Annotated in this window: 2 protein-coding genes; both read left to right on the top strand. The window is 42.6% G+C overall.

Going from position 1 to position 3,476, the window contains the following annotated elements; translation table 11 throughout:
- Positions 1-3,016: DEAD/DEAH box helicase (locus tag B3Y13_RS09700; protein WP_296694240.1), on the top strand; the 3,016-nt coding region annotated here is incomplete at its 5' end.
- A 30-nt stretch (positions 3,017-3,046) separates the two neighbouring features.
- The coding region (locus B3Y13_RS09695) for a (deoxy)nucleoside triphosphate pyrophosphohydrolase (RefSeq protein WP_296694237.1) at positions 3,047-3,476 on the top strand (430 nt) is incomplete at its 3' end.

Genomic DNA, 3,476 nt, shown 5'->3' with positions numbered 1-3,476 from the left:
CCCGAAAAACGAACCTTTTTCAGGACAGGATGCATCGTGCTTCGAAAATTTCCAACATTCAAAAAAGCAGCTCAACACAGAAAATCTTCTTGAAAGTCTTAAATCTGGCTTTATCTCCAGCGGGATTTCGTCTGACAATACTCTCTCCCCTTCTCTTTTGGTGAACAATTCAAGCGAGCAGAAAAAAATTCTCTCCTCGCTTTTGGACGAGCTTTCAACCTGCGAGTCTTTTGACTTTTCCGTCGCCTTCATAAACGAAAGCGGTCTTGCCTGCATTCTTCAGACTTTGGAGCAGCTCAGCGAATACAATATTCCTGGCAGAATTCTTACGACCAATTATCTGAACTTCACATCTCCTGGCGCGCTCAGCAAGCTTTTAGAATTTCCTAATATCGAGGTGCGCGCTTTCACAAAAGGCGGATTTCACCCAAAAGGCTATATTTTTCAGCAGAGCAATTATTATTCAATCATAATTGGAAGCGCAAATCTTACTGCGTCCGCCTTGAACATGAATCAGGAATGGAGCATAAAATTTCTTTCCTGCACGGACGGCCAGATTGTTTTCTCGGTGCGCGATGAATTTGAGCGGGTCTGGGCACAGGCGGAAAAAGTTACGACGGAATGGATCACGGACTACACGATTGACTACAACCTGAAGAAAACAAAGCTTGATTTCGTCTCAAAAGAATTCGCAAAGGAACTTGAAGCCGAAATCAGCGAGGAAATTCTCTCAAAGCAAATTTCAGAATCAGATGAAGATGCGGAAATCGTTCCGAACTCAATGCAGCAGGAAGCGATGAGCGCAATCGCAGAACTCCGCGCGAAAGGAGAAAGCAAGGCTCTTTTGATTGCGGCCACGGGAACCGGAAAAACTTATCTTTCAATTTTTGATGTAATTCAGTCAGGCGCGAAAAAAATTCTTTACATTGCCCACCGCGACATGATTCTTGAGAAATCAGAAAAAAGTTTCCGCGCTCTTATTCCCAAAATCTCAACCGGATTTTTTAAGGGAGCGCAAAAAGATTTGAATGCCGACTGCATTTTCGCCTCAATTTTTACGCTTGCAAAAGACGAAAATCTCCGCCTTTTTTCCCCGGACCATTTCGATTACATTATCGTTGACGAAGTTCACCATGCGGGAGCGGGCAGCTATCAGAAAGTCATAAATTATTTCAAGCCGAAATTTTTGCTTGGACTGACTGCGACTCCGGAACGGACAGACGGATTTGACATCTTCTCAATGTTTGAAAACAACATTCCCTACGAAATCCGGCTGCAGAAAGCGCTTGAGGAAAATCTTTTGTGTCCTTTCCATTATTACGGAATCAGCGACATAACCGTAAACGGCGAACTTGTTGACGACAAAAGCGATTTTTCAAAACTTACAAATTCAGAGCGTCTGCGCCACATTGAAAAGGCAATCAGACTTTACAAATCAAACGACAATCCTGTAAAAGGGCTGATTTTCTGCAGCAGAACTGAAGAAGCAAAAGCCTTGAGCCAAAAACTCAACGAGCGCGGATTTTGTACAGTTTATCTTACAGGCGAGAATTCAGACTCAGAAAGAGAAAAAGCAATTGAGCGGCTGGAAAGCGATTCAGATCCGCTCCAGTACATAATCAGCGTGGACATTTTTAATGAAGGCGTTGACATTCCATGTGTAAACCAGATTGTGATGCTGCGGCCTACACAATCCTCAATTATTTTTACACAGCAGCTTGGACGCGGGCTAAGGAAAAGCGGCAACAAGCAGTTTGTGAGCATCATCGATTTTATCGGAAACTACGAGAACAATTTTTTTATTCCGATTGCGCTTTACGGCGACAACTCCTACAATAAGGACAATATCCGCCGCGCGCTTTCAAGCGGTTCTGCGGGACTTCCGGGCTGCTCCACAATCCAGATAAATGAAATTGCGCGCCAGGAAATTTTCGACTCGATAAACCAGACTTCATTCAGGCAGCTGAAACTTCTTTCCGAGGAATACAAAAAACTCAAGAACAGGCTTGCACGGATTCCTTCGATGATGGACTTTGTTGAAAACGGATTCATTGATCCGCTTCTTTTCATCGACTATTCCGGCTCGTACTATTCATTCAAATGCAAAATTGAAAAAAATGAAATTGCGCTGAATGCAAGGGAAATGTGCTCGCTCCAGTTTGTTTCCTTGGAATTTGCGCGCGGAATCCGCATGCACGAAATCCTGATTCTGAAAATTCTCGCGGAAAACGACTTTATTTATATAGAAGATTTTACTGAAAAACTTTCAGGCTATGGCATAAAGCTTAACAAAGACGATTTAAACGGAATGTGCAGAACACTCTCGCCTGAATTCTACACACAGAATGACAGAAAAAAGTACGGAAACATAACTTACATAAAAATTGATGAAGAAAAAAATATAATTTGCAGAACAGATGAATTTTCTGCGTTTCTAAAAAATCCGCTTTACAAGTCTGAGCTTTTAGACTGCCTTGAATATGCTGTAAAACGGGCTGGCCTTAAAACAAATGAAACCCGCTTTGACGACAATCTTGTGCTTTACAGAAAATACACCAGAAAAGACATCTGCAAGCTTTTAAATTGGAAAAGCGACTGCTCTTCAACAATTTATGGCTACAAAACAGAGCTTTCTTACGCAACGCCGGCATGCCCGATTTTTGTAACATACAACAAGAAATCCGACATCTCCGAAACCACAAAATACGATGATGTTTTCATCGATAATTCACATTTCAGCTGGATGAGCCGGAGCCGAAGAACTTCTTCAACTCCGGAAGTTTCCGCGCTTATAAACCAAAGCAAAAACCACATAAAGACAATGCTTTTCGTAAAAAAGAGCGATGACGAGGGAAGCGATTTTTATTATCTTGGAAACATGATTTACAGTTCATTTGAGGACACAAAGATGAATTGTGAAAAAGACGGAAAAATTGAAAAAGTTCCGGTTGTAAACATTCAGTTCAGGATGAAAAATCCACTTCCGCAGCAACTGTACAATTACCTTGAATCCTGATACTTTTACAAAAAAAGGACTGAAAAAAAAATGGACAACACAAGCACAACAAAAAATAATTCTCAAACAAAAAACTCGCCTCTCAAGCAAATCCACGTTTCCGCGGCGGTGATTCACCGCACAACGTCCGGCGGCAAAAAACAGATTTTTGCGACGCAGCGCGGCTACGGTGAATGGAAAGACTGGTGGGAAGTTCCGGGCGGAAAGATTGAGACAGGCGAAACTGCTGAGCAGGCGATTGTGCGCGAAATACGCGAGGAGCTTGCGACGGAAATTCGCCCTGAACAAAAACTCTGCACGGTTGAATACGACTACCCTGCTTTTCATCTGAGAATGGAATGTTTTTTGTGTTCGGTTGTTTCTGGGAAGCTGACGCTTTTGGAGCACGAGAATTCAGCCTGGCTTTCCGCAGAGAAACTTGAAAGCGTAAAATGGCTTCCTGCGGACGTGGAAGTTTTAG

Origin of the sequence: Treponema sp. UBA7567, assembly GCF_002476655.1 — a bacterium.
Taxonomy (GTDB): Bacteria; Spirochaetota; Spirochaetia; order Treponematales; family Treponemataceae; genus Treponema_D.
Note: the sequence above shows the minus strand (reverse complement) of the source record. Positions and strands in the feature narration are given on the sequence as shown.